We start from the raw sequence: 25,352 nt of genomic DNA on the forward strand, positions 1-25,352 counted from the left end.
GGTTCCTTCTGTGGTCCTGAGTCTGTGGTGCTGAGTCTGTGGGTCGGGGCGGGACGCTGGCGGGGCTCAGCCCTCGTCGAGGATCCGGGAGACGTAGCGGGCGACCGCGCGCACCGCCGCCATCGTGCCGGGGTAGTCCATGCGGGTGGGGCCCACGATGCCCAGGGTGGCCAGCGCCTGGTCGCGCGGGCCGTACCCGGTGGCGACCACGCTGGTCGAGGCGAACTGCTCGTAGGGCCCCTCGGCGCCGATCCGCACCGTGACCGCTCCGCCGGTGCTGGCCTCACCGAGCAGCTTGAGCAGCACCACGTGCTCCTCGAGCGCCTCGAGCAGCGGCCGGACCGCGGAGTCGAACGAGTCGCCGTACCGCGCGAGGTTGGCGGCCCCGCCGACGGCGATCCGCTCGTCGGAGCGGTGGTCGACCATCGCCTCCACCAGCGTGTCCACGACCGCGGCGGTGACGCCACCGTCGTCCCTGCCGTCCTGGGGGCCGTCGCCGGCGGCGTCGCCGGCCGTCGGCTCGGGCACCATGGCGCGCAGCGCGGTGGCGGCGTCGGCGATCACCTGACCGGTGGCGGCGCGGTTGACCCGGGCGCGCAGCCCGGCGAGGTCGTCGTCGGTCAGGTCGCGACCGAGCTCGACGACCCGCTGCTCGACCCGTCCGGTGCTGAGGATCAGCACCGCGAGCAGCCGGGCGGGGGCCAGGGGCACGAGCTCGACGTGGCGGACCGTGGAGCGGGAGAGCGTGGGGTACTGCACGACCGCCACCTGGCGGGTCAGCTGGGAGAGCACCCGCACCGAGCGCTGGACCACGTCGTCGAGGTCGACGGCGCCGTCGAGGAACGTCGAGATCGCGCGCCGCTCGGCGGTGCTCATCGGCTTGACGGTGCTGAGCCGGTCCACGAAGAGCCGGTAGCCCTTGTCGGTGGGGACCCGGCCCGCGCTGGTGTGCGGCTGGGTGATGTAGCCCTCGTCCTCGAGCGCGGCCATGTCGTTGCGGACGGTGGCCGGGGAGACCCCGAGCCGGTGGCGCTCGACCAGCGCGCGGGAGCCCACCGGCTCCTCGGTCGCGACGTAGTCCTCGACGATGGCCCGCAGGACCGCGAGCCGACGTTCCTCCTGCATCCCGCCTCCTCGTCGCCGGTGCGAGCGGCCTTTTGGCACTCGCGCGTCTGGAGTGCCAATGCTACAAGGCGGGACCGGTGTACGCGGCGTGCCAGTGGACACACCTTCCCCTCGGGACGGACAAAGGTTAGGCTTGCCTTGCTGAACGCGACCTGGAGGCGTGCATGACGGTGGACCGCACCAATCGACCCCTGCTCGACCCGGCGGAGCACGTCGCCCTCGCCCGCAGCATCCTGTCCTGCCCGGCCTCGGTCGGCCTGGTCGTGGACGGGTGCCCGGACGCCGTCCTCGACGACACCGTCGGGATGCAGGACGCGGGCGGCACCCCGACGTTCTCGTGCCCGGCGGACAGCCCGCTGGCGGCAGCCGGCCAGGAGCGGCGCAACGTCCTGCTCACCCTGCGCAGCGGGCTCGGCGAGCCGGGCTCGCCCGAGCGGGACCACCGGCTCACGCTGGCCGGCCAGCTGCGCGCCCACGCGGCGGAGGCGTGCGCCTGCTGCGACGCGTCCCGGGTGCGGGTCACCCTCGAGGTGGACCTCACGCTGCTCGGGACCGAGACCGGCGAGGCCTCGGTGCGGGTCCCCTCCGACGCCCTCCGCTCCCCCGTGCACCACCTGAACCGCGGCTACCTCCAGCGCTCCGCCGAGCACGCCGGCACCAGCCATCAGGACGAGCTGCGGCACGCGGTCGCGACGGCCACCGGGACGCCGCTGCCCGACGTGCTGGGCGTGACCCTGCGCGACCTGACGACCACCGGCGTGCACGTGCACTGGGTCGACGTGGACGGCGGGCACGTCGCCCGGGTCGAGTTCCCCCGCGCCGCGCGCACCCCCGCCGAGCTCGGCGAGCTGCTGCGCCGCGAGCTGCACTCCGGGCTCCGCTGACACCGGCGACAGGTCCTCCCGGCTAGCCTGCCGGGATGCCGTTCACGGAGGTCGCCGACCGGGTCTGGGTCGCGCGCTACGCGTGGTTCGACGTCAACGTCAGCCTGGTCGGCGGTGCCGACGGCGTGCTGCTCGTCGACACGACCGCCTCCGCCGTCGCCGCCCGCGAGGTCGTGGAGGACGTACGCCGGCTCGGGGTCGGCCCGGTCCTGGGCATCGTGAACACCCACGAGCACTTCGACCACACCTTCGGCAACGGCACCCTGCGCACGGCGTACGGCGCGGTCCCGATCCACGCCCACGAGACCGCGGCGGAGCGGACCGTCGAGGCCGGCGAGCGCGCCAAGGCGCTGTACGACGCCGACCCGGAGGACCCCCGCGGCGACGAGGTGCGCGCGACCGAGGTGGTCCCGGCGGACCACACGTTCTCCTCCGCGGTCGCGCTCGACCTGGGCGACCGGCAGGTCGAGCTGGTGCACCCCGGGCGCGGGCACACCGGCGGCGACCTGGTCCTGCGCGTGCCGGACGCCGACGTCCTGCTCGCCGGCGACCTGGTCGAGGAGTCGATGCTCACCGACGGCGTCCCGGGCTTCGGGTCCGACTGCTACCCCTTGGAGTGGCCGTGGAGCCTCGACATCGTCCTCGGGCTGACCACGTCCGCGAGCGTGGTGGTCCCGGGCCACGGGGCGCCGGTCGACCGCGCCTTCGTGGAGGAGCAGCGCAACGCGATCGGCGTGGTCGCCGAGACGATCCGCGACCTGGCCGCCCGCGGGGTGCCGGCCGCCCAGGCGCTCGAGGCCACCGAGTGGCCCTACCCGCGCGAGCGGCTGGTGGACGCCGTACGCCGGGGGTACGAGCACCTGCCCCGCGGCCAGCGACGCCTGCCTCTCGTCTGAGCGGGTACCTGCTCGCCCATGACGAACCGCGACGAGAACACCACCGACGAGTCCGACGCGACCACGGGCGTCCCCGACGAGGCGCTGCCCGACGACCTGGTGCCCGCCGACGACAACCCGCTGGCCGAGGGACTCGAACCCGGCGAGTCCGTGGACGACCTGCTCACCGGCGGCAAGCAGGCCGACCAGGACGGCGAGCAGGACGCCGACCAGGACGCCGCTGAGACGTCGGACACGTCACAGCAGGACTGAGCGGCGCGCGTCCCCGGCGCCGTCGGCGCCGAGGCCTAGCGTGGCGGTCGTGGCAGACCGATACGGCTCCGACGTCCTCTCCACCGACTGGCGCGCCCCGAAGCGCGGCCGGGCCGTGGAGACCCCGGCGCAGATCGGCGCGGTCGTCGAGGAGGTCACCACCGACTGGTGCGGCGAGATCATCGCCGTCGACCGCGACCTGGACACCGTGACCCTCGAGGACCGCCGCGCGCGCCGCCGCACGTTCCCGCTCGGCCCCGGCTTCCTGCTGGAGGGTCGCCCGGTGATCCTCACCGCCCCGGTGCACCGCACGGCCCCGGCGAAGCCGACCCACACCGCGTCCGGGTCCGTCGCCGTCCCGAACGCCCCGGCCCGGGTCGCCCGCGCCAGCCGGATCTTCGTCGAGGGCCGGCACGACGCCGAGCTGGTCGAGAAGGTCTGGGGCGACGACCTGCGGGTGGAGGGCGTCGTGGTCGAGTACCTCGACGGCGTCGACGACCTCGCCGAGCACCTCCGCGACTTCCGCCCGGGCCCGCAGCGGCGGGTGGGCGTGCTCGTCGACCACCTGGTCGCCGGGTCCAAGGAGAGCCGGATCGCGCAGTCGGTGGCCCGGTCCCCGATCGGCAAGCACGTGCTGATCGTGGGTCACCCGTTCATCGACGTCTGGGCCGCCGTGAAGCCCGACCGGGTGGGGCTGGAGCGCTGGCCCGACATCCCGCGCACGATCGAGTGGAAGAAGGGCGTCTGCCAGCATCTCGGCTGGCCGCACCGCGACCAGGCCGACATCGCCCGTGCGTGGAAGCAGATCCTCGGCCGCGTCTCGTCCTACCACGACCTCGACCCCGCCCTCCTCGGTCGCGTCGAGGAGCTCATCGATTTCGTCGCGAGCTCGGACTGAGCCTGCGAAGGACGAGCGAGCCGTCTCGAAACCCAGTCGGGTCCCGAACTCAGCACGCACCTAGCTCCGCAGCATCAGGCCCTGCGAGTCCTTGCTGTCGGTGGCGAGGATGATGATCCCGTCGATGAACGGCCAGAGCCCGCCGACGCCGCAGGTGAAGATCGTGACCAGCAGCTGGGCCACGCCCATGCCGCTGTCGCCCAGGTAGAACCGGCCGATGCCGAGCGGCAGCAGGATCTGCAGCAGGCCGGCGACCAGCTTGGACTTCTCCGAGTACGGGATGCCCGTGGTCGGGTGCACGCCGTACGGCGCCCCGGGGACCGCACCCGGGGCACCCGGGAAACCGGGGTAGCCGGGGTAGCCGGCGGCGTACGGCTGGGTCGGGGGCTGGGTGTACGGCGGCTGCTGCCCGTAGGGCTGCGTCGGGTCGTCCTCGTGCGGTCCCTGCGTCATGGGGGCAGCCTAGGGGTTTCTCAGGGCAGCAGGTCGCGGACCACGGCGTCGGCCAGCAGCCGGCCGCGCTGGGTGAGCACCAGCCGGTCCCCCGCGGTCACGCCGAGGCCCTCGGCCACCACCCGCGGCACCGCGGCGCGGCCGGCGGCGTCGAGCACGTCGAGCGGCAGCCCGTCGCGCAGCCGCACCTCGAGCAGCACCCGCTCCACGCGCTGGTCCTCGGGGGCGAGCACCTCGCGGGCGTGCGCGGGGCTGACACCGGCGGCGAGCCGGTCGGCGTACGCCGCGGGGTGCTTGACGTTCCACCAGCGCACCCCGCCGACGTGGGAGTGCGCGCCGGGGCCGACGCCCCACCAGTCGGCGCCGGTCCAGTAGAGGACGTTGTGCCGGCACCTCGTGTCGGGGCCGGTGGACCAGTTCGAGACCTCGTACCACTCCAGCCCGGCCGCGCTGAGCCGCTCGTCGACGAGCAGGTACTTGTCGGCGAGGTCGTCCTCGTCGGGCATCGGGAGCACCCCGCGGCGCACCTGCCGGGCCAGGGCGGTGCCGTCCTCCACGATGAGGGAGTACGCCGAGACGTGGTCGGGCGCGCAGGCGAGCGCGGACTCCACGGTGGTCTCCCAGTCGGCGAGGCTCTCGCCGGGGGTGCCGTAGATCAGGTCCAGGCTGAGGCTGCCGCCCTCGGCCGGGTCGAACCCCGCGGCGCGGGCCCAGGCCACGACGTCCGGCACCCGCGCCGGGTCGTGGGTGCGGTCGAGGACCCGGAGCACGTGGTCGACCGAGGACTGCATGCCGAACGAGATCCGGTTGAAGCCGACCGCGCGGAGCTCCTCGAGGTCGCGGGCGGTGACGCTGTCGGGGTTCGCCTCGGTGGTGATCTCGGCGTCCGGGGCGAGGCCGAGCTCGGCGTTGATCGCCGCGACCACCGAGCCCAGGTCGGCCGGGCTGAGCAGCGTCGGCGTGCCGCCGCCGAAGAAGACGGTGGAGACGGGCAGGTCCCGGTCGCCCAGCACCCGCCGGATCCGGCGGACCTCGGCGATCGCGGCCTCGGCGTACGTCCCCCGCGAGGCGCCGGGCGCGCCGCCCACCGGCCCGAGCTCCTCTGCGGTGTAGGTGTTGAAGTCGCAGTAGCCGCACCGCACGACGCAGAACGGCACGTGCACGTAGAGGCCGAAGGGTCGCTCCCCGAGGCCGGTCAGCGCTGCGGGGGGCAGCGACCCGTCGGCCGGGACCGGGTCGCCGGGGGGAAGAGCGGACGGCACGCCTCCATGGTCTCAGGCGTGCGTACGACGCGGCGTGTGGGCCCACCGGGTCTCGACACGCTCCGTCGCGTCCTCGATCACTGGAAGTCACGCGAGCGGTGCCGGGCCCGCAGCGCCTGGCCGGCCTGCGGGTAGAGCTCCTCGAGCGCGCCGAGCCGGTCGGCGACCAGGTTGGTGGCGCCGTCCTCGCGCTCGAGCATCCCGCGGATCACCATGCCGGCCGACGACGCGGCGACCTGGCGGTACCGACGCCAGACCCCCGCGGCGCAGATGACGTTGAGCATGCCGGTCTCGTCCTCGAGGTTGAGGAACGTCGTGCCGCCGGCGGTGCCGGGCCGCTGCCGGTGGGTGACCATCCCGGCCACCGTCACCCGCCGACCCGCCTCGGCGGTGGCCAGGTCGGCGACCGACAGCACCCCGCCGGCGCGCAGCCGGTCGCGGAGGTGCACGAACGGGTGCGCCTCCGGGGTGATCCCGGTGGCCCACAGGTCGGCCATCGTGGTCTCGACCTCGTCCATCTCCGGGAGCTGCGGCGCCTCGCCGGTCACCCGCAGCCCCTCGAGCTGGTCGTCGCGCTCGGTCCAGCCGGCGTTCCACAGCGCCCGGCGCCGGCTCAGCCCGGCGCTCTCGAAGACCCCCGCGGTGGCGAGCGCCTCGAGCTGGCGGGGCTCCAGCCCGGCCCGCCGGGACAGGTCGACCTGGTCGTCGAAGGGCCGCTCCTCCCGGGCGGCGACGATCCGGGCGGCCACGTCCGCGCCGATGCCGCGCACGGAGTCCAGCCCCAGGCGGACGGCGTACGCCGTGTCGCGGCGGTGGACGGGCGTCGGGTCGGGGGTGCCCTCGACGAACTCGGTACGTCGGGGGTGGTCCTCGAGGCACGCGTCCAGACCGGTCGGGCCGGGCTCGGCACCGGGCAGCAGCTCGAGGTCGGCGACCGCCGCGGAGTGCGTCAGGTCGGGACGCAGCACCCGGACGTCGTGGCGGCGCGCGTCGCCGACCAGCGACTGCGCGGAGTAGAAGCCCATCGGCTGGGCGCGCAGCAGCGCGGCCAGGAACGCGCCCGGGTAGTGCAGCTTGAACCAGGAGCTGGCGTAGACGAGCTTGGCGAAGGAGAGCGAATGGCTCTCGGCGAAGCCGAAGTTCGCGAAGGAGAGGATCTTCAGGTAGATCGCCTCGGCGTCCTCGCCGTGGATGCCGCGGCGCCGCATGCCGGCGAAGAGCTTGTCCTTGATGCTCTCGATCCGCTCGACACCGCGCTTGGACCCCATCGCGCGGCGCAGCAGGTCGGCCTCGTCGGGCGTGCAGTCGCCGATGGTCTTGGCCATGTCCATCAGCTGCTCCTGGAAGAGCGGGACGCCGAGGGTGCGCTCGAGGACCGGCCGCAGCTCCTCGTGGGGGTAGGTCACCGGCTCGCGGCCGGTCGCCCGGCGGATGTAGGGGTGCACGGCCCCGCCCTGGATCGGCCCGGGACGGATCAGCGCGATCTCGATCGCCAGGTCGTAGAAGGTGCGCGGCCGCAGCCGCGGCAGGGTGCCGATCTGGGCCCGGCTCTCGACCTGGAAGACGCCCACCGAGTCCGCCCGGCACAGCATGTCGAAGACCGCGGGCTCCTCCTTGGGCACGGTGCTGAGCTCCCACGGCTCGCCGAGGTGGGTCTCGGAGATCCGCATCATGTGGTCGAGCGCGGAGAGCATCCCGAGGCCGAGCAGGTCGAACTTCACCAGCCCCATGAACTCGCAGGCGTCCTTGTCCCACTGCAGGACGGTGCGCTTGTCCATCCGCGCCCGCTCGATCGGGCAGACCTCGCCGATCGGCCGCTCGGTGAGCACCATCCCGCCGGAGTGGATGCCGAGGTGGCGCGGCGCCCCCAGCAGGGCGTTGGCCAGCGAGACCACCGGCTCGGGGGCGCTGTCGGGCCCGGGGTTCTCCGAGCGGACCTCGCTCCACGAGCTGATCTGCTTGGACCAGGCGTCCTGCTGGCCGGGCGCGTGCCCGAGCGCCTTGGCGGCGTCGCGGACCGCCATCTTGGGGCGGTAGCCGATCACGTTGGCGACCTGCGCGGCGTTGTGGCGGCCGTAGCGCTCGTAGACCCACTGGATCACCTCCTCGCGCCGGTCGGAGTCGAAGTCGACGTCGATGTCGGGCTCCTCGTCGCGGTGGGCGGAGATGAACCGCTCGAACGGCAGCCGGTAGAAGACCGGGTCGATGGCGGTGATGCCGAGGGCGTAGCAGACCGCCGAGCTGGCCGCCGAGCCGCGGCCCTGGCACAGGATCCGCTGCGAGCGGGCGAACTCGACGATGTCGTGGACGATGACGAAGTAGCCGGCGAAGTCCTTGCGGTCGATCACGGTCAGCTCGTGCTCGACCTTCGCCCGCGCCTCCGCCTCGAGCGGGCGGCCGGCGTACCGCTCGGCGAAGCCGCGCTCGGTCAGCTCGCGCAGCCAGCTCATCGGGGTGTGCCCCTCGGGGATGCCCTTCTTGGGCAGCCGCGGGGACGCCTTCTGCAGGTCGAAGGCGACCTCGTCGGCGAGCACCACGCTGCGCGCGACCGCGCCGGGGTGCCGGGCGAAGCGGCGCGCCATCTCCTCGCCCGACCGCAGCGACGCGGCGCCCGAGGGACGCAGCCAGCCGTCCATCTCGGCCAGGCTGCGCCGCGCCCGCACCGCCGCCATCGCGGCGGCCAGGCGGTGCCCCTCGGGGCGCGCGTGGTGGACGTTGTTGGTGGCCACCACCGGCAGCCCGCGGTCGGCGGCCACCGCGGCGAGCAGGTCGTTGTCGGCGGAGTCGCGCGGCAGGCCGTGGTCGGTCAGCTCCACCACGACGTTGCCGGCCCCGAACCGGGCGGCGAGCAGGTCGAGCTCGGCCGCCGCGACCGCGGGCCCGCTCGCGGCCAGCGCCTGGCGCACCGCGCCCTTGCGGCAGCCGGTGAGCACCAGCCAGTGCCCGTCCGACGGACCGCCGGCGCGCTCCGCGAGCTCGTCGAGGTCGTAGAGCGGCCGGCCCTTCTCGTCGCCGCGGAGCTGGGCGTCGGTGATCGCCCCGGCGAGCCGGTGGTAGCCCTCGACGCCGCGGGCCAGGACCAGCAGGTGGCTCCCCTCGGGGTCGGGCACGCCCAGCTGCGGCCGGTCCAGGCCGAGGGAGAGCTCGGCGCCGTAGACGGTGCGCAGGGCGTGCGGCTGGGCGGTCTCGGCGAACAGCGGGGCGCCGTAGAACCCGTCGTGGTCGGTGATCGCCAGCGCGTGCAGGCCGAGGCGGACCGCCTCGTGCACGAGGTCGTCGGGGCCGCTGGCGCCGTCGAGGAAGCTGAAGCTGCTGTGGCAGTGCAGCTCGGCGTACGGCGTGACCGGCCCGGTGGGGAGGGGTACGTCGACCTCGGCCTGGGCGCGCTTGCGCGTGGAGATCGGCGCCTCCGGGTCCTGCGGCCGCGGCCGCCCCGAGAGCCGGGCCTCGAGCTCGCCCCAGGACATGTTGGCGGGGTTGTTCCAGCCCATCAGTCGTAGCCCGCCTCGGTCCACCAGACCCCGCCGTCGAGGGTGAGCAGCCAGGCCCGCCCGTCGACGCCGACCACCTGGAAGCGCGCCACCCGGCGCCCGCCCGGCTCCCACCACAGCTCCTCGACCGGCCACGGACCGGCCCACGCCGCGACCGGCTGGCGGTCCTCGTCGGGCGAGGCGCGGAACACGGCCGGCTCGGCGGTCAGCGTGCCGCGGTCGTCGAGGGTGACGGGACGCCCGCCCTCGGCGTACACCTCCGCGGCCCAGGGGGTGCGCAGCACCCGGGCGGGCGCCGGCGGGGGCAGCGAGCCCGGCCACGGCGGCCCGGCGGGTCGCAGCCCGGTCGGCCGCTCCCCCCACGGCACCCACGCCTGCCGGTCGGCGGGGCCGCGGCCGCCCTGCAGCACCGGGACGACGACCGCGTCGTGGCCGAGCATCCCCTGCACCCGGGCGATGCCGCGGCCGACCCGCTCGTCGGTGCCGCCCCAGAGGGCGTCGGCGTGGACGGCGTCGGGGACGACGGTCTCGGGGACGAACCGCACCCGGGCCACCGGCGAGCGCACGTCACCGGCCCGGAAGCCGCCCTGGAGCTGCCAGTGCAGCCGGTCGACGAGGTCGGCGGCGGTGAAGAAGCGCGGGTGCAGCCAGGTGCGGGACGAGGCCGGCCGGCCCTCGGGGTCCTCGCCCTCGCAGCGCGCCTCGACCCGCACCTCGGTGCAGACCAGGCCCAGGTGGGCCAGCCCGGCGACCAGGTCGTCGGCGGTGCGGCGCACGCTGAAGGCGATGGTCTCCGCGGAGTCCAGCGGCGGCTCGAAGTCGACGTGCCGGGCGAGCTCGGGCGGCGGCGTGCGGGTCGGGAGGTGGACCGAGCCCTCGCCGGCGACCACCCGGTGCACCCAGGCGACGTGGGGGCCGAACCGGTCGCGCACCTCCACCGCCCGCAGCCGGGCCAGGTCGCCGAGGGTGCGCAGCCCCAGCCGCTTGAGCAGGCTCACCGCGTCGGGCTCGTCGAGGACGTCGACCGGCAGCTCACGCAGGAACTGCCCGGACCCGCCGGCCGGCACCACCAGGCTCTCCTGGGGACGGGCCCGGCGGGCCGCCTGCTCGGCGGTGAACAGCTCGTCGGCCACCCCGGTGCGGTTGTCCCAGACCCCGAGGGTCACCAGCCGCTCGGCGAGCACCGCGCCCGCCTCCGCCTCGCCGCCGTAGAACCGGCCGGGCGAGCGCAGCGCGACCAGCCCGGGACGCAGCGGCGCCACCCCCGGCCGGATCTCCTCCACCGCGGCCAGCACGTCCTCGAAGGTGCGCGCGTCGCGGTCGGGCGAGGCGGCCAGCACCGCCAGCTCGGGGCAGCGCCCCTGCGCGTCACGGCGGCGCATGCCCCGGCGTACGCCGGAGGCGCGGGCGGGCCCGTTGCAGGCCTGGACGAGGTTGGCGTGGAAGACGGCGGCCGGCACCCTGGGGGGCAGGCCGGCCTCGGTGGCCGCGGCCGTCACCGGCCAGTCGGGGCACCAGACGACCAGCACCCGCTGGTCGGGACCGCGCGTCCGGCCGGGCATCAGCCGGCCTCGCGCACGACGCGCGGCGCGGTCAGTGGCGCGGTCCCCGGCACCGCACGGCGTACGCCGGCGGCGGGGTCGGGCAGCCAGAGGTCGGTGCGCCGGGGCGGGGCCGCGCCGCGGCGTACCGACACCGAGACGCGGCGCGCGCTGAGGTGGCCGTGGCCGCGGCCGAGCCCGGACCAGGCCGGCTCGTCGGCGCTCAGCCGCGCCTCGCTGCGCGGCCAGGACCCCTGGACCAGCAGGACGGCCGAGCGCTTGCGCAGCCGGGCGCCGAGCCGCTCGGCCACGGCGGGGGTGACCCGGCCGCCCGGGCGCAGCAGCACCACCGGGGTGACGTCGACGAGCGCGGCGGTCACCTCGAGCCACTGCTCGCCGGGGTCGGGCACCAGGACGGTGCGCCCCAGGTCGACGCCGAGCTCGGCCGCGGCCTCGGCCCCGAAGTCGGGGACCCCGACGACCGCGCACCAGTCCCCCGCCCGCGAGGGACCGGCGAGCAGGGTCATCGCCAGCGCCAGGCCGTCGACCTCGTAGCTGGACCCCGCGTGCAGCGAGACCACCCCGGAGAGCGCCGGGTGCACCGGCAGCGGCACCCGCGCGACGCCGTCGGTCATCCGCTGCATCCGCTCGCGCAGCTGCGCGACGTCGGGGACGTCGGGCGTCAGGGAGGAGGCGGCTGCGGACACACCCCATTGTCGAACATGTGTTCGAACCAGTCAACTGCCGAGTCGGCGCTTGTGTCCGCCGAGAACGCCGAGTCGGCGCTTGTGTCCTGTGGAGAACCCGGACACCAGCGCCGACTCGGCGTACTGGAGCGTTGGTGGAGCAGGTGGATCAGGAGGCGTAGAGCGCGGCGATCCGCTCCTGGTTGTTGTCCTCCACGACGTTGCGCTTGACCTTCATCGAGGGGGTCAGCTCACCGGACTCGATGGTGAGGTCGTGGTCGAGGATCTCCCACTTCTTGATGGTCTCCCAGCGGTTCAGCCGGCTGTTGAGCTCCTCGACGTACCCGGCGACCATCTTCTTGGCGGCCTCGGAGGTGACGATGTCGGAGTACGACGCGCCGGACATGCCGTTCTCCTCGGCCCAGCCCGCCATCGCGTCGGGGTCGAGGGTGACCAGCGCGACCACGTAGTTGCGCTCGCTGCCGAAGACCATGAACTGGCTGGTGTAGGGGCAGATCGCCTTGAACTTCGACTCGATCGAGGAGGGGGCGATGTACTTGCCGCCGGAGGTCTTGAACAGGTCCTTGATCCGGCCGGTGATCGTGAGGAACCCGTCGGCGTCGATGCTGCCCTTGTCGCCGGTGCGCAGCCAGCCGTCCTCGGTGAACGCCTTCGCGGTCTCCTCGGGGAGGTTGTGGTAGCCCTCCATCACGTGCGGGCCCTTGATCTGCACCTCGTCGCCCTCGCCGATCCGGATCTGCGCACCCGGCAGAGCGGGACCGACCGAGCCGATCTTGTAGTCGTCGGGGTGGTTGACCGTCGCGCCCGCGGCGTTCTCGGTCATGCCGTAGCCCTCGAGGATCAGGATGCCCGCGGCGTTGAACCACTCCGCGATCTCCTGGTTGAGCGCGGCGGAGCCGGAGATGAAGAACCGCACCCGTCCGCCGAAGCGGTCGCGGACCTTGCTGAAGACCAGCTTGTCGAACAGGCCGTGCTGCACCTTGAGCCCGAACGGCACCGGCTTGCCCTCGCGCTGGAGCCGCTGCACCTTGATGCCGACCTCGAAGGCCTTGAGGAAGAGCTTCTCCTTGGCGCCACCCTCGCTCTGCTGCATGGTGACGATCCGGCCGTGGGCCTTCTCGAAGATGCGCGGCGCGGCGCCCATGAACGTCGGCTTCACGATGCCGAGGTTCTCGACGATCTTCTCCACGCGGCCGTCGATGGCGGTGGCGAACCCGCAGGCGAGCTGGGTCGAGAGCAGCACCTTGCCGAACGAGTGCGCCATCGGCAGCCAGAGGAACTGCAGGTCGTCCTCGTGGAGGATGTTCTGCGCCTTGATCGCCGCGCCCTCGTAGACCCACGACCGGTGCTGCAGCCGGACGCCCTTGGGCCGGCCGGTGGTGCCGGAGGTGTAGATCAGCGTCGCGAGCTGGTCGGGGGCGATCGACTTCGCGGTCTGCTCGATGACGTCGGGGTGCTCGGCGAGGTAGGCGTCGCCGAGCTCGGCCAGCGCGTCCAGGGTGATCACCCAGTCACCGTCGCCGGCGCCGTCGAAGACCACGACCTTCATGACGTGCGGGAGCTCGTTCTTGTGGGCGGTCAGCTTGGCGACCTGGGTGTCGTCCTCGGCGAAGACCACGCGGCACTCCGCGTCGCCGAGGATGTACGCCGTGTCCTCGCCGTTGGTCGACGGGTAGACGGTGGTCGTGGCGGCACCGGCGCACATGATCGCCAGGTCGGCCAGGATCCACTCGTAGCGGGTGTTGGAGGCGATCCCGACGCGCTGCTCGGACTCGATCCCGAGCGAGAGCAGTCCGGCGGCGAGCTGCGAGACGCGCTCCCCCGCCTGCTTCCAGGTCACCGACTCCCAGGCCTCGCCGCGCGGGAAGCGGTAGGCCTCCGCGTCCTGCGAGGCCTTGACCCGGTCGAGGAACTGCACGGCGACGTTGGGGTCGAGGTGGTCGACGAAGCTCGTGTCGTGGTTGACGGGCATGTCTCTCCTGCTGGTTGACCGGAGGAGGCGGGTCACCCGACCCTCCCGGCGCGGGCTGATGAGGCGTAACCTACGTCACTTCCGAACCCGCCGGTAACCGTTCCCGCCGACTCGGACGGCCGGTGTGGACCGCACCAGGGGTCGCGGCCGGGGTCGCGGCCGGGGTCGCGGCCGGGGTCGCGGCCGGGGTCGCGGCCGGGGTCGGGATCGGCGTCGGGATCGCGGTGAGGTGCGGGTCGCCGGCCGGGACGTCATCCGACCTGGTGCCGATACCCGCCGGACCGCATGACGTCCCGGAGGACGTCAGGAGGCGGAGGACCGCCCAGGTCACCGGCAGGCGGCGACGTACGCCTCGGCCTTGACCCGCACCTTGGCGGCCAGCCCGTCGACCTCCAGGAGCCGCGGCAGCAGCGCGGGCTCGGTGAAGATGGCGCGGAACATCATCGAGACGGTGACGCCGTGCCCCGGCTGGTGGACGACCTCGAGCGGGTCGCCCGCGGCGATCGGGCCCTCGGCCAGCACCCGCAGGTACGGTCCCGGGCGACCGACGAGCGCGAACCGCTTGACCCAGGCGCGGTTGTCGTAGCCGCTGCGCCCCATCCACACCTTGAAGTCGTTGCAGGGCGTGCGCACCGAGGCGACCTCGAGCAGCACGTCGCCGATCCGCCAGCGCTCCCCGATCTCGGACTCGTTGACGTCGAGGCCCGCGGTGGTGAGGTTCTCGCCGAACTGGCCGTCGCGCAGCTCCTCGCCGAGCTCGGCGCCCCAGGCGTCGAGGTCCTCGCGCGCGAACGCGTAGACGGCCTGGTCGACCCCGCCGTGGTGCACCGTGTCGGAGACCTGGTCACCTGCCAGTCCGAGCCGGCTGACGTCGACCGGGCCGGCCACGGCGACCTTGTCGATGCTGGTCCGCCCGATCCCCGCCCAGGGCGCCTCCCGGGGGGTGCCGACGTTGACGGAGACGAGGTGGGCCACCCGCGGATCCTCCCAGGCGCCGGGGACCGTTCACGAATCCGGAAAGTCAGTCCTGGACCGCCTTGGCGACCGCGATGCAGGCGGTCAGCCAGGTGCGGTCGGGCGCGTCCGGGTGGTCCTGGAGCTCCCACATCGCGCTGTGCGCCGCCCGCACGACCGCCCAGTCGCGGGCCCGGTCCTCGTCCAGCCCGGCGGCGTCGACCAGCGTGTGGAAGCGCCGCCGCACTCCCCCGCGGACGTCGCCCGCGAGCTCGTCCCACCGGCTCCACAGCATCGGCGCCAGCTCGGAGTGCGGGTCGCCGTCCACCGGCTTGGGGTCGATGGCCAGCCACGGCTCGCGGTCCGCGGCGAGCACGTTCTCGTAGTGCAGGTCGCCGTGCACCAGAGTCCCGTGGCTCGCGGGGTCGGCCACCAGGTCGCGACCGAGGGAGATCGCCTGCTCGACCAGCCGGTGCGGGACCGGGGCGTCGCGGGGCAGCCGGGCGAGCTGGTCGGTCCAGCGCTCGACGTACGCCGTCTGCCGGCGCAGCCGGCCGGGTGCGGGCACGTGCAGCCGACCGTAGAGGCCCGCGACCACCTCGCACGCCGCCAGGTCCCACTCCTCGGTGAGGTCGCGCCGGTGCAGCCGCTCGAGCAGGAGCAGGCGCCGCCCGGGGTCGGCGCGGAGCAGCCGGACGGCGCCGTCGCCGCCCCACCGCTGCAGGGCCAGCGCCTCCTGCTCCTCCTCCTCACCCGGACAGACCAGCTTCAGGACGGCCGGGGTGCCGTCGCGGTCGGTCACCGGCAGCACGAGCGCGGTCCAGCCGTGCGTCGCCGGGCCGTCGGCGACCAGCTCCCACTCCTCGACCACGTCGTCGACCAGCCGGGGCAGGCGCTCGACCCAGGTCGCCCACGCCGGCCCGCGGGCGGCGAAGGCGAGCACGCCGTCGGGCAGGGTCAGGGGCACCCGCGCTACTTCTTGCCGGCCTTCTCGGTCGGCTGGGTGGTGGAGAGCGCCGCGACGAACGCCTCCGGCGGCACCTCGACGGTGCCGATGTTCTTCATCCGCTTCTTGCCGGCCTTCTGCTTCTCGAGCAGCTTGCGCTTGCGGGTGATGTCGCCGCCGTAGCACTTGGCGAGGACGTCCTTGCGGATCGCGCGGATGTTCTCGCGCGCGATCACCCGGGCGCCGATCGCGGCCTGGATCGGCACCTCGAACTGCTGGCGCGGGATCAGCTCCTTGAGCTTGCCGGCCATCATCACGCCGTAGGAGTACGCCGCCTCGCGGTGCACGATCGCGGAGAACGCGTCGACCGGCTCGCCCTGCAGCAGGATGTCGACCTTCACCAGGTCGGCGGCCTGCTCGCCGGAGCGCTCGTAGTCGAGCGAGGCGTAGCCCTTGGTGCGCGACTTCAGCTGGTCGAAGAAGTCGAAGACGATCTCGCCCATCGGCAGCGTGTAGCGCATCTCGACGCGGTCCTCGGAGAGGTAGTCCATCCCCTGCAGGTTGCCGCGCTTGTGCTGGCAGAGCTCCATGATCGTGCCGATGTAGTCGCTGGGGCTGAGGATCGTCGCCTTGACGACCGGCTCGCGCACCTCGGCGATCTTGCCCTCGGGGTACTCGCTCGGGTTGGTCACCACCAGCTCGGTGCCGTCCTCCATGACGACCTCGTAGACCACGTTGGGCGCGGTCGAGATGAGGTCGAGGTTGAACTCGCGCTCGAGGCGGTCGCGGGTGATCTCCATGTGCAGCAGGCCGAGGAAGCCGATCCGGAACCCGAAGCCCAGCGCGCCGGAGGTCTCCGGCTCGAAGGTCAGCGCCGCGTCGTTGAGCTGCAGCCGCTCCAGGGCGTCGCGCAGCGTCGGGTAGTCGTCGCCGTCGATCGGGTAGAGCCCGGAGTAGACCATCGGGTTGGGGTGCTTGTAGCCGCCCAGCGCCTCGGTCGCGCCGTGGTGCTGGCTGGTGACGGTGTCGCCGACACGCGACTGCCGGACGTCCTTCACCCCGGTGATCAGGTAGCCGACCTCGCCCACGCCGAGGTCGCCGGCCTTGACCGGCTCGGGGCTGATCACGCCGACCTCGAGCATCTCGTGCACGGCGCCGGTCGACATCATCTTGATCCGGTCGCGGTGGGTGAGCTTGCCGTCGATGACCCGGACGTAGGTGACCACGCCGCGGTAGGTGTCGTAGACGGAGTCGAAGATCAGCGCGCGCGGGGGCGCGTCGGCGTCACCGATCGGGGGCGGGGTCTGCTTGACGATCTCGTTCAGCAGGGCCTCGACGCCGACGCCGGTCTTCGCGCTCACGCGCAGCACGTCCTCGGGCTCGCAGCCGACCAGGCCGGCGAGCTCCGCGCCGTACTTGTCGGGGTTCGCGCCGGGCAGGTCGATCTTGTTGAGCACCGGGATGATGTGCAGGTCGGCACCCATCGCGAGGTAGAGGTTCGCGAGCGTCTGCGCCTCGATCCCCTGGGCCGCGTCGACGAGCAGCACCGCCGCCTCGCACGCCTCGAGGGAGCGGGAGACCTCGTAGGTGAAGTCGACGTGCCCGGGGGTGTCGATCATGTTGAGGACGTAGTTGCCGGGGTCGGCGGCCTGGTCGTTGCCGGCCGGCACCGTCCACGGCATCCGCACGGCCTGGCTCTTGATCGTGATGCCGCGCTCGCGCTCGATGTCCATCCGGTCGAGGTACTGCGCCCGGGCGGCGCGGGCGTCGACGACGCCGGTGAGCTGCAGCATCCGGTCCGCGAGGGTCGACTTGCCGTGGTCGATGTGCGCGATGATGCAGAAGTTCCTGATGATCGCGGGATCGGTCTGGCCGGGCTGCGGAAGGCTGGGAGGCACGGGCTCTTCTCGACGTACGGGGTCGGGACGGTCCCCGACATCCTCCCATGCCGGAACGCCTGACCCCGACTCGACGGGACGGCATGATGCTTCCGTGACTGACCTCTGGCACTCGATCCCCGAGGCCCTGCGCGACCCGGTGGCGCTGGCCATGCCGTTCTTCGTCCTGTTCGTGCTCGTGGAGGCGGTGGCCGCGCACCTGCTGGAGGACGAGGTCGAGGACGGCGCGAAGCCGGCGTACGACCGGCGCGACGCGGTGACCAGCCTCAGCCTGGGCGCGGTGTCGGTCCTGGCCCTGTCGCTGTGGAAGGGCCTCGGCCTGGTCGTCTACTCCGTCCTGTTCGCCTACGTCGCCCCGTGGCACCTGCCCGCGGACGCCTGGTGGACCTGGGCGATCGCCCTGCTCGGCGTCGACTTCTTCTTCTACTGGGCGCACCGCGTCGCGCACCGGGTCCGGCTGGTCTGGGCGACCCACCAGGCCCACCACTCCAGCGAGTACTTCAACTTCTCCACCGCCCTGCGCCAGAAGTGGAACAACTCCCACGAGCTGGTCGCCTGGGCGCCGCTGCCGCTCCTGGGCGTGCCGCCGGCGCTGGTCTTCCTCGGCTTCTCGGTCTCGCTGGTCTACCAGTTCTTCGTGCACACCGAGCGGGTCGGCACCCTGTGGCGGCCGGTCGAGCTGGTGCTCAACACCCCCTCGCACCACCGGGTCCACCACGGCAGCGACCCGGAGTACCTGGACCGCAACTACGGCGGCATCCTGATCGTCTGGGACCGGCTCTTCGGGAGCTTCCAGCCCGAGCTGCACCGGCCGACGTACGGCCTGACGACGCCGGTCGGCACCCACAACCTGCTCCGCCTCCAGACCCACGAGTACGCCGCGATCCTGCGCGACGTACGCCGCGCGCCCACGCTGCGCGACAAGCTCGGCTACGTGTTCGGACCGCCGGGCTGGCGACCCGAGTCCGCCCGCGTCGCGGCCCTCCCTGCGACGAGCCGGGCCTGAGCACCGAGGATGTGGGCGTGACCCGCCCCCTCCCGAGCCCCGTCCCCCACGGCCGCACGGCCCGGCGGCTGGAGTGGGCGCACCTGCCGCCGCACGTCCGGGCCCTCGTCGAGCGCGAGTGCGGCTCGCCGGTGGTCGCCGCCACCTCGCAGGGCGGGGGGTACACCCCGGGCTTCGCCTCGGTGCTGGAGTGCGCGGACGGCAGCCGCCACTTCGTGAAGGCGGCGTCGGTGCTGGCGCAGCGCAGCTTCGCGCTCTCCTACCGCGAGGAGGCACGCAAGCTCGCCGCGCTCCCGCCGGAGGCGCCGGCTCCCCGGCTGCTCTGGCTCCACGACCGCGAGGACTGGGTGGTCCTCGGCATCGAGCACGTCGACGGCGGTACGCCGCCGCGCCCGTGGCGCCCGGCCGACCTGGAGGCCGCGGCGGCCGTGCTCGAGCGGATGGTCCCGGTGCTGACCCCGCCTCCCGCCGAGCTCGAGCTCGACCCGCTGGCCGAGGACCTCGCGGACTGGCCGGCCGCCTGGGACCACCTGCGCGCCACCCGCCCGGACCTGCCGCACCTCGACGAGGCGGCGGGCCTGGCCGCCGGGTTCGCCGCCGTGACGGCCGGCGACACGCTGGTGCACACCGATGTCCGCGACGACAACCTGCTGCTCGCCGCCGACGGGCGGGTGCTGCTCTGCGACTGGAACTGGCCCGCGGTCGGCGCCCCCTGGCTCGACACCGTGATGCTGATGATCGGCCCGCGCGGCGACGGGCTGGACGTCGACGCCCTGCTGGCCCGGCTCCCGCTGACCCGCGACGTGCCCCGCGAGCACGTCGACGTCCTGCTGGCGCTGCTGGTCGGCTACTTCTGGCGGCAGGCCGACGAGCGGGTGCCGCCCACCTCGCCGTACCTGCGCGACTTCCAGCGGTGGCAGGGCGACGTCGTCTGGGACTGGCTCGCGGAGCGACGGGGCTGGTCGTGACCTCGGCGGAGGACGATTTGGGAGGCCTCCGGCGCCGCTGCTAACCTTGTTCGTCGCGTGCTTGGCAGCAGCCTGCGCCGACCGCATCTGACTTCTGCAACACCTCCGAGCAGCATCCACAACCGAGGACGAAGGCTTAGTAGTGGCGAACATCAAGTCCCAGATCAAGCGGAACAAGCAGAACGAGAAGGCTCACGAGCGCAACAAGGCCGTGAAGACCGGACTCAAGTCTGCTGTCCGCAAGTTCCGCGAGCTCGCCGAGGCTGGTGACAAGGACGCCGCAGTCGTGGCCGCCCGCGACGCCGCCAAGAAGCTCGACAAGGCCGCCTCCAAGGGCGTGATCCACAAGAACCAGGCCGCGAACCGCAAGTCCGCGATCGCCCGGAAGTCCGCCGCTCTCTGAGCCCGGCACGCGAAGGCGTCGTCCCCTCGGGGGCGGCGCCTTTTTCGCGTTGGCTTCCCCGGGATAGTCCGGCACGTTCCAGCCGCCGACACCCCGCTGTATCCGACCGAAACGTGCCGGACTACCTCCGCTGAGCCGCTGACGCGATAGTCCGACACACCCGTGCTGTTCTCAGGCCCGGAAACAGCGACTGTGTGTCGGACTACCCCGACGTGCCACCGGCCGGGTTCTCCGGGACAGTCCGGCACGTTCCGGCTGCCGACACCCCGCCGTACCCGACCGGAACGTGCCGGACTACCTCGTGGGGTGCGGGAGGAGCTAGCGGTCGCGCAGGCCGGTGACGGTGAGGACCAGGCGCTCGAGGGTGTACGACGCGTCGGTGGCGGCTCCCTTGACGTCGGCGTCGGCCTGGGCCACCGCCCGGATCGCACGGGCGATCCCGGTGTCGGTCCAGCCGCGGGCCTGGTCGCGGATCGTGCGCAGCTTCCACGGCGGGACGCCGACCTCGCGGGCCAGGTCGTTGTCGCGCATCCGCGACGGCGCGGACCTGAAACGAGCCAGCCCGCGGGCTCCCGCAGCGAACGCCGAGGTCACGAGGACCGGCGCGGTGCCGCCGTCGAGCGCCCAGCGCAGCTCCTCGAGCGCGGCCTGGCGCCGACCCGAGAACGCCGCGTCGGCGACCGCGAAGGACTTGGCCTCGGCGCGCCCGCCGAAGTAGCGCTTGACCTTCTCGGTGTCGAGCGCCTCGCCGGGGAAGTCGTGGGTGAGCTGGTGGGCCGCCGCGGACAGCGAGCGGAGGTCCTGGCCGACCGACTGCACGAGGAAGTCTGCGGCGGCGCGGTCGATGCTCGAGCCGTGGCTGCGGACCTCGCCGGCCACGAAGGCCGGGAGCTCGGAGACCTTCAGCTCACCGGAGCGGGAGTCGGTCACGGTGGGGAGCTTGCGCAGCTTGGTGAGCACCCCGGAGCCCTTGGGGCCGCCGCCGTGGACCAGCACCAGCGCGACCTCGTCGGACGGCGCCGCGGCGTACGCCAGCAGGCCGTCGACGGACTCCTCGGGCAGCTGCTCGAGGCCCCGCACGACCACGCACCGGATGCTGGAGAACAGTGAGGGAGCGGCCATCTCGCCCAGGGTCGCCAGCGACAGGTCGGAGGCGGTGGTCTCGCTCAGCTCGGCCTCGGCGTCGTGGCGCCGGACCGCCTCGCGGACGGCCTGGACCGTGCGCTCGTTGAGGAACTCCTCCTTGCCGGTCACCAGGGTGACGCGACCCAGGACGTCTGCTGCACTCGGACCTCTCGCCATGGTGGGGCCAGCCTGCCACAGCGCTCCGACGGCCCGTGCAGGTCAGGGTGCCGGTCAGTCCCGGGTCGCCGTTCCGAGCCCGTCGGCGCCGGTGGCGAGCACCGCCAGGTCGCCGTCGAGGTCGGTGCGGAGGACGTCGGCCCCGGACGCGAGGAGCGGCTCCACCGCCTCCGGCGCGGGGTGCCCGTAGTCGTTGTCGGCGCCCACGGAGACCAGCACGACGTCCGCGTCGAGGGAGGCGAGGAACGCCGGGTCCTGGTGCCGGCTGCCGTGGTGGGGCAGCTTGAGGACGTCGACGGCGAGGCCGGGAAGCGACCGGGCGAGCGCAGCCTGGCCGGGCGGCTCGAGGTCGCCGGTCAGGAGCACCCGCACCCCGTCGACCTCCACCAGCAGCACCACGCTGGCGTCGTTGGCCGCGCTCCCGTCGCCGGGACCGGTGCGCACCGGAACGGCGGGAGCGAGGACCTGCACGGTGGCCTCGCCGACGGCGCGGGTGCCCGGCACGGCAGGACGGAGGGGTACGCCGGCCGCGCTCGCGGCACGCTCGACCGCGGCGACGCCGGACGTGGGGTCGAGCACCGGGCTGGTCTCCACGACCCCCACCTCCCGGCCCTCCAGCACCCCGGCGAGCCCGTCGACGTGGTCGGCGTGGAAGTGGGTGAGCACCACCAGCGGCACCGCCGTGATGCCGAGCCGGTCCAGGCAGCGGTCGACGGCCGGTGGGTCGGGTCCGGCGTCCACGACGATCGCCGCACCGGGTCCGGCGCGTACGACCAGCGCGTCCCCCTGCCCGACGTCGCAGGCGACGAGGACCCAGCCCGCGGGTGGCCAGCCGGGCGTCGGCAGGCGGACGGCGACGACCACCACCACGAGGACGGCGCAGGCCAGTCCCGTCGACGGGCGGCGCAGCACCCGCGGGGCCAGGAGGGCCACCGCGACGCTGAGCAGCGTGAGCAGGGTGAGCGGCAGGACGCCGGTGCCCCAGTCGACCGCCGCCGTCGGGAGCTCGGCACCCCGCCGGGCGACGGTCACGATCCACGCGACGCACCAGGCGGCGAGCGTGCCGACCGCCCGGCCCAGGTGGTCGGAGACCAGTCCGGCCAGACCACCCATCAGCCCGAGCACCGTCGCCGGCCCGACGGCGGGGGCGACCAGCAGGTTGGCGGCCACCGCGACCAGGCTGACCTGGCCGGAGATCGCGGCGACCAGGGGTGTGCAGGCGAGCTGCGCCGCGGCGGGTACGGCGACCGCCTCGGCCAGCCAGCGCGGCGTCCAGCGGGCCAGCGCGTCGCGCCAGCCGGGGGCGAGCACGAGGATCCCCGCGGTCGCGAGCACCGAGAGGGCGAACCCGATGGACACCGCGAGCGCGGGCTGCACGAGCAGCAGCACCACGACCGCGACCCCGAGGGCCCGCGCACCCCGGCGACGGCCGTCGGTGCCCATCGCCACCAGTCCCACGGTGCCCATGGCGGCGGCGCGCAGCACGCTCGGCTCGGTGCGGGCCAGCAGCACGAAGCCGACGATGCCGGCCGCGCCGACGGCGTACAGCCACCGGCCGCGGACGCGCAGCCACCGGGCGAGCACCAGAACGAACCCGACGACCAGGGTCAGGTTGGTGCCGGACACGGCGAGCAGGTGGGTCAGCCCGGTCGTCCGGAAGTCGTCGGCGAGGCTCCCCTGGACGCCGGAGTCGTCGCCGCTCACCAGCGCGGGGACCAGCGCCCGCTGGGACGTCGGCCGGTGGGCGACGGAGTCGCGCAGCGACTCCCGGACGTGGCCCGCGCCCCGCCACCAGACGTCGGGGGGCGCGAGCACCTCGGGGTCGCCCGCAGCGCCCAGCACCCCCGCCACGTCGCCGTCCTCGGCGGGGGCCAGCCGCCCGGTGGTGCGCACCGTGGTGCCGAGCGGGACCGTCCGCCAGGACGCGTCACCGATGACCAGCACGGGCGTCCGGAGCCGGTGGGTGCGGCCGCGGCCGGTCACCTCCCGGGCCTGCAGCCGGACCAGCACCCGGTCGCCGTACCGTCCCGACACGGTGCGCGGGTCGGAGGTCACGGACGCGGCGAGCGTGACGACCGCTCGGGCGTCGGCGAGGGAGGCGACCGGGTTGCGGCCGACCTGCTCGTGCCGGACCAGCGCGACGCCGCCCACCGCGGTCGCGACGAGCAGCGCCGCCGCCCCGGTCAGCGCCGCCCGCCGGCCCCGCCTCCGGGCCAGCACCGCGACCGCGACGACGGCCGCGCCTCCCGCGGCGGCGACCTCGGCGACCGACAGGAGGTGGGCCGCGAGCCCGCCCAGCCACGCGGCGAGACCCAGCAGCGGCATCCGGAGGTCGGGCGGCTCCCCCGTTCGATCGGCACGCGGCGCCCTCACACCGTCACGTGCGGGGCGATGGTCGCCAGCGTCGCGGCACCGATGCCGTCGACCTCGAGCAGCTCCTCGACCGCGGTGAAGCCGCCGTGCTGGTCGCGCCAGGCGATGATCGCCTGCGCGGTCACCGGTCCCACCTCGGGCAGGGTCTCCAGCTGCACCGTGGTCGCGGTGTTGAGGTCGACCAGCGGCCCGCCCGGCGCGGCCGGGGGCGCCCCGGACGGGGCCACGGCCGCCGGGAGCGACGGGGCGGCGACGCCGACGAGGACCTGCTCGCCGTCGACGAGGACTCGCGCGAGGTTGAGCCCCGACAGGTCGGCCCCGTGCCGCGCTCCCCCGGCCGCCTCGAGGGCGTCGACGACCCGCGAGCCGGCGTCGAGGACCGCGATGCCCGGTCGCCGCACCTTGCCGGCCACGTCGACGGTGACGGTGCCGGCGGCGTCGGCCCCGCCGGCCCCTGCGCCCCCCGGCGCCGCAGGGACCGACGGAGAAGGGGCGGCCAGCGCGGCCGGGGTGGCCAGCGGCGCCCCGGCGGGCGCGGCCGTCAGCCGCCCGGAGACGGGGTCGGCGTCGCTGCGGACCACCCACCAGCACGTGACCGCCAGCCCGACCGCCACCAGGACCGCCACCACCGCGAGCTGCGCGGAGCCGATCGCCACCCGTCCGCGGAGGGTGTCCGGCACCAGGTCGTCGGCCGCCCGGCGGAGCGACAGCCGGCGGCGCGCGGCGTGCCGCCCCGGACGAGGTACGGCGGGGGGCGGGCCCGCCTCGGACCCCGCTGCCGGCGCCGCCGGCACCGGCAGCGGCGCCGCTGGTGGCGGGAGCGAGCGCCCCGAGACGCGCGTGTGGTCGACCCACCACGCCCGGCCGTCGTCCCCGCCAGCCGCCGACCCGGCCTCCCACCCGGCCACCGGCCCCTCGGGACGCGCGGCAGCGAGCTCGGCGCTGAGCTGGGCGAGCCGTCGGGAGACGGCCTCCTGGTGCTCGGTGCTCGGTCGGCGGCTGCGCATGCCAGCAACCTAGGGAGGTACGGCGACCACCCGGCGGCGTGCGCGCGGGCCTGGGGACGAGCCGGTCCAGAGGCTCGACTGTGGACGACTCATGGCCCACCGGGCCCCGCCCGTCCGTGCACGAGGACCGGGCTCAGAGCCGGGGCGCCACGCAGACCGCGATCATGCCCGGCCCGACGTGCGCGCCGAGCACGGCGCCCAGCTCGCCGCACCACACGTCGCGGGTGCCGTCGCCGTCGGTGAGCTGCTCGGCGAGGCGCTCGCCGAGCTTCTCGGTGAGCTGGGCGGCGCGGTCGGGGTTGGCGAGGTGGGCGACGCAGACGTCGACCTGCTGGTCCCCCGCCGCCGACACCGCGAGCTCCTCGAGCCGCGAGAGCGCACGGCCCGACGTGCGGACCCGCTCCAGCGGGCCGACCCGGCCGTCCTCGATCCGCAGCAGCGGCTTGACCGCCAGGGCGCCGCCGAACAGCGCGGCGGCGGCGCCGATCCGGCCGCCCCGGCGGAGGTACTCGAGCGTGTCGACGTAGAAGAGCGAGGAGGAGGCCGCCGCGCGCGCCCGGGCGGCCTCGGCCGCCTCGTCGGCGCCGCCGCCGGCCGCGAGGACCGCGGCGGCCGCCAGCGCGGCGTACCCGGTGGCCACGCCGACCTGGCGGCTGTCGACGGTCACGACCCGGACCGGCGCGTCCCGCGCGGCCAGCTGCGCGGACTCGAAGGTGCCGCTCATGTCCGAGGAGAGGTGGATGGAGAGGATCTCCTCCGCCCCCTCGTCGGCCAGCCGGCGGTAAAGGTCAGCGAAGACCGCGGGAGCCGGCCGCGAGGTGCTGACCGGCGTGAACGAGCGCAGCGCGGCCGCGACCGCCTCCGGCCGCGCCCCCTCCGCCCCCTCGTCGTGGACGCGCGGACCGATGACGACCTGCAGCGGGACCACCGCGATGTCCCGCTCGGCGGCGAGCCCCGGCGGCAGCATCGCGGTCGAGTCAGTGACGATCCGGACCGGCATGCCCCGAACGCTAG

The 25,352-nt window shown here is 74.3% G+C and carries 21 protein-coding genes; 7 read left to right on the forward strand and 14 right to left on the reverse strand.

Annotated elements, in window-relative coordinates; all coding sequences use genetic code 11:
- Nucleotides 1-66: 66 nt before the first annotated feature.
- Nucleotides 67-1,125, reverse strand: a complete 1,059-nt coding sequence (gene hrcA / locus H4O22_RS12585) for a heat-inducible transcriptional repressor HrcA (RefSeq protein WP_182523741.1) — start codon at nucleotides 1,123-1,125, stop codon at nucleotides 67-69.
- A 164-nt stretch (nucleotides 1,126-1,289) separates the two neighbouring features.
- On the opposite strand from hrcA, the gene H4O22_RS12590 reads away from it, so the two are divergent.
- Genes H4O22_RS12590 through H4O22_RS12605 form a run of 4 tightly spaced genes read left to right on the forward strand, consistent with a single transcriptional unit; the run spans nucleotide 1,290 to nucleotide 4,055 of the window.
- Complete coding sequence (locus tag H4O22_RS12590; protein ID WP_182523742.1) at nucleotides 1,290-2,009, forward strand: hypothetical protein; 720 nt, start codon at nucleotides 1,290-1,292, stop codon at nucleotides 2,007-2,009.
- A 35-nt stretch (nucleotides 2,010-2,044) separates the two neighbouring features.
- A complete protein-coding gene (locus H4O22_RS12595) occupies nucleotides 2,045-2,905 on the forward strand; it encodes an MBL fold metallo-hydrolase (protein ID WP_182523743.1) in 861 nt (286 codons plus the stop codon).
- 18 nt (nucleotides 2,906-2,923) lie between these two features.
- Entirely contained in the window at nucleotides 2,924-3,157 is a 234-nt protein-coding gene (locus tag H4O22_RS12600; RefSeq protein ID WP_182523744.1) for a hypothetical protein, read from the forward strand.
- Between the two features lie 49 nt (nucleotides 3,158-3,206).
- Nucleotides 3,207-4,055, forward strand: coding sequence for a DUF3097 domain-containing protein (locus H4O22_RS12605; RefSeq protein WP_182523745.1), 849 nt, complete (start codon nucleotides 3,207-3,209; stop codon nucleotides 4,053-4,055).
- A gap of 60 nt (nucleotides 4,056-4,115) precedes the next feature.
- Here the strand turns inward: H4O22_RS12605 and H4O22_RS12610 are convergent, their stop codons facing one another.
- The 9 genes from H4O22_RS12610 to lepA all read right to left on the reverse strand — a co-directional run bounded on the left by H4O22_RS12610 (nucleotide 4,116) and on the right by lepA (nucleotide 17,279).
- A complete protein-coding gene (locus H4O22_RS12610; protein WP_182523746.1) occupies nucleotides 4,116-4,508 on the reverse strand; it encodes a TM2 domain-containing protein in 393 nt (130 codons plus the stop codon).
- Between the two features lie 20 nt (nucleotides 4,509-4,528).
- A complete protein-coding gene (gene hemW / locus H4O22_RS12615; RefSeq protein WP_182523747.1) occupies nucleotides 4,529-5,770 on the reverse strand; it encodes a radical SAM family heme chaperone HemW in 1,242 nt (413 codons plus the stop codon).
- Between the two features lie 77 nt (nucleotides 5,771-5,847).
- Nucleotides 5,848-9,261, reverse strand: a complete 3,414-nt coding sequence (locus tag H4O22_RS12620) for an error-prone DNA polymerase (protein ID WP_182523748.1) — start codon at nucleotides 9,259-9,261, stop codon at nucleotides 5,848-5,850.
- Nucleotides 9,261-10,823: a DNA polymerase Y family protein gene (locus tag H4O22_RS12625; RefSeq protein ID WP_182523749.1), complete on the reverse strand. Its 1,563-nt coding sequence runs from the start codon at nucleotides 10,821-10,823 to the stop codon at nucleotides 9,261-9,263. The genes H4O22_RS12620 and H4O22_RS12625 overlap by 1 nt, the downstream gene beginning before the upstream one ends.
- Entirely contained in the window at nucleotides 10,823-11,509 is a 687-nt protein-coding gene (locus tag H4O22_RS12630) for a hypothetical protein (RefSeq protein ID WP_182523750.1), read from the reverse strand. The genes H4O22_RS12625 and H4O22_RS12630 overlap by 1 nt, the downstream gene beginning before the upstream one ends.
- Before the next feature lie 148 nt (nucleotides 11,510-11,657).
- Nucleotides 11,658-13,481 (reverse strand): AMP-dependent synthetase/ligase, encoded by a 1,824-nt coding sequence (locus H4O22_RS12635; RefSeq protein WP_182523751.1) that lies wholly within the window; start codon nucleotides 13,479-13,481, stop codon nucleotides 11,658-11,660.
- 327 nt (nucleotides 13,482-13,808) lie between these two features.
- Nucleotides 13,809-14,456 carry an MOSC domain-containing protein gene (locus H4O22_RS12640; protein ID WP_182523752.1) on the reverse strand — a complete coding sequence of 216 codons (648 nt, stop codon included), beginning with the start codon at nucleotides 14,454-14,456 and terminating at the stop codon, nucleotides 13,809-13,811.
- 46 nt (nucleotides 14,457-14,502) lie between these two features.
- Nucleotides 14,503-15,402, reverse strand: a complete 900-nt coding sequence (locus H4O22_RS12645) for an aminoglycoside phosphotransferase family protein (RefSeq protein ID WP_182523753.1) — start codon at nucleotides 15,400-15,402, stop codon at nucleotides 14,503-14,505.
- A gap of 5 nt (nucleotides 15,403-15,407) precedes the next feature.
- Nucleotides 15,408-17,279 (reverse strand): translation elongation factor 4, encoded by a 1,872-nt coding sequence (gene lepA, locus H4O22_RS12650; RefSeq protein WP_182523754.1) that lies wholly within the window; start codon nucleotides 17,277-17,279, stop codon nucleotides 15,408-15,410.
- A 94-nt stretch (nucleotides 17,280-17,373) separates the two neighbouring features.
- On the opposite strand from lepA, the gene H4O22_RS12655 reads away from it, so the two are divergent.
- The 3 genes from H4O22_RS12655 (at nucleotide 17,374) to rpsT (ending at nucleotide 19,656) form a co-directional block, all read left to right on the forward strand.
- Nucleotides 17,374-18,285: a sterol desaturase family protein gene (locus H4O22_RS12655; protein WP_244962952.1), complete on the forward strand. Its 912-nt coding sequence runs from the start codon at nucleotides 17,374-17,376 to the stop codon at nucleotides 18,283-18,285.
- A 17-nt stretch (nucleotides 18,286-18,302) separates the two neighbouring features.
- Nucleotides 18,303-19,253, forward strand: a complete 951-nt coding sequence (locus H4O22_RS12660; protein WP_182523755.1) for a phosphotransferase family protein — start codon at nucleotides 18,303-18,305, stop codon at nucleotides 19,251-19,253.
- A 142-nt stretch (nucleotides 19,254-19,395) separates the two neighbouring features.
- Nucleotides 19,396-19,656, forward strand: a complete 261-nt coding sequence (gene rpsT, locus H4O22_RS12665; RefSeq protein ID WP_182523756.1) for a 30S ribosomal protein S20 — start codon at nucleotides 19,396-19,398, stop codon at nucleotides 19,654-19,656.
- Nucleotides 19,657-19,974: 318 nt separating this feature from the next.
- On the opposite strand, the gene holA is transcribed toward rpsT, so the two are convergent.
- The 4 genes from holA to H4O22_RS12685 form a co-directional block, all read right to left on the reverse strand.
- Nucleotides 19,975-20,910 carry a DNA polymerase III subunit delta gene (gene holA, locus H4O22_RS12670; protein ID WP_244962953.1) on the reverse strand — a complete coding sequence of 312 codons (936 nt, stop codon included), beginning with the start codon at nucleotides 20,908-20,910 and terminating at the stop codon, nucleotides 19,975-19,977.
- Nucleotides 20,911-21,012: 102 nt separating this feature from the next.
- Nucleotides 21,013-23,283, reverse strand: a complete 2,271-nt coding sequence (locus H4O22_RS12675) for a ComEC/Rec2 family competence protein (RefSeq protein WP_182523758.1) — start codon at nucleotides 23,281-23,283, stop codon at nucleotides 21,013-21,015.
- 44 nt (nucleotides 23,284-23,327) lie between these two features.
- The gene (locus H4O22_RS12680; RefSeq protein ID WP_182523759.1) at nucleotides 23,328-24,338 is read right to left on the reverse strand and encodes a ComEA family DNA-binding protein; all 1,011 of its coding nucleotides are present in this window, start codon (nucleotides 24,336-24,338) and stop codon (nucleotides 23,328-23,330) included.
- Between the two features lie 133 nt (nucleotides 24,339-24,471).
- On the reverse strand, nucleotides 24,472-25,338 hold the full coding sequence (locus H4O22_RS12685; protein WP_182523760.1) for a DegV family protein: 867 nt from the start codon (nucleotides 25,336-25,338) through the stop codon (nucleotides 24,472-24,474).
- Between the last annotated feature and the right edge of the window lie 14 nt (nucleotides 25,339-25,352).

This window comes from Nocardioides dongkuii, assembly GCF_014127485.1.
GTDB lineage: Bacteria > Actinomycetota > Actinomycetes > Propionibacteriales > Nocardioidaceae > Nocardioides > Nocardioides dongkuii.